The following is a 657-nucleotide window of genomic DNA, read 5'->3' as shown; positions in this document are numbered from 1 at the left end:
CGTCCTCCAGGGCGCGGCCGAGGCGGGCCAGCATCTCGGCGCCCGCCTCGGCCGCCACGGTGGCGAGGGTCGCGGCGGCGAGGCGCACCGCCTCGGGGTTGCGCCGGGCGATGCCGGCGGTGATGGAGCTGTGCAGGGTGCCGGCGCGCAGCCGCAGGCTCTCGGCGCGGGGCAGGGCGGCGGCGGCCCCGGCCTCCGGAGCGCCCAGGAACCGGCCCAGCACCGCGCGCAGCCGCGCCATCTCCACCGGCTTCGACAGGAAATCGTCCATGCCGGCGGCGAGGCCGCGCGCGCTCTCGCCCGCCAGCGCGTTGGCGGTGATGGCGATGATCGGCAGCCGCCGGGGCAGGCCGGCCTCCTCGGCGCGGATGGCGGCGGCAAGCGCGAACCCGTCCATCCCCGGCATGTGGCAATCGGTGAGCAGGGCGCCGTAGGCCGCGGGTGCTGCGCGCCAGGCGGCGAGCGCCTGCTCGCCGTCCGTGGCGAGTTCGCAGGCATGGCCCAGGCGCCCGAGCTGGCGGCGGATCACCTCGCGGTTGGCGGGGTTGTCCTCGGCCACCAGCACCATGCGCCCGGCCGCGCGGGCCGCGGCCGGAAAGCCGGGCAGGCTCGCGGCCGGCGCGCCGGCGCCGTCCTCGCGCGGCTCCTCCGCGGGCG

General features: G+C 79.6%; 1 protein-coding gene. It reads right to left on the bottom strand.

Annotated elements, in window-relative coordinates; translation table 11 throughout:
* Nucleotides 1-657 (bottom strand): response regulator (locus tag D3P35_RS25930; protein ID WP_157982361.1); only part of this gene is annotated, 657 nt, incomplete at both ends.

This window comes from Oceanicella sp. SM1341, from assembly GCF_003448965.1.
In the GTDB taxonomy this organism is placed as follows: domain Bacteria; phylum Pseudomonadota; class Alphaproteobacteria; order Rhodobacterales; family Rhodobacteraceae; genus Paroceanicella.
The sequence above is the reverse complement of the archived record's forward strand: the minus strand, read 5'-3'. Positions and strand labels throughout refer to the sequence as shown.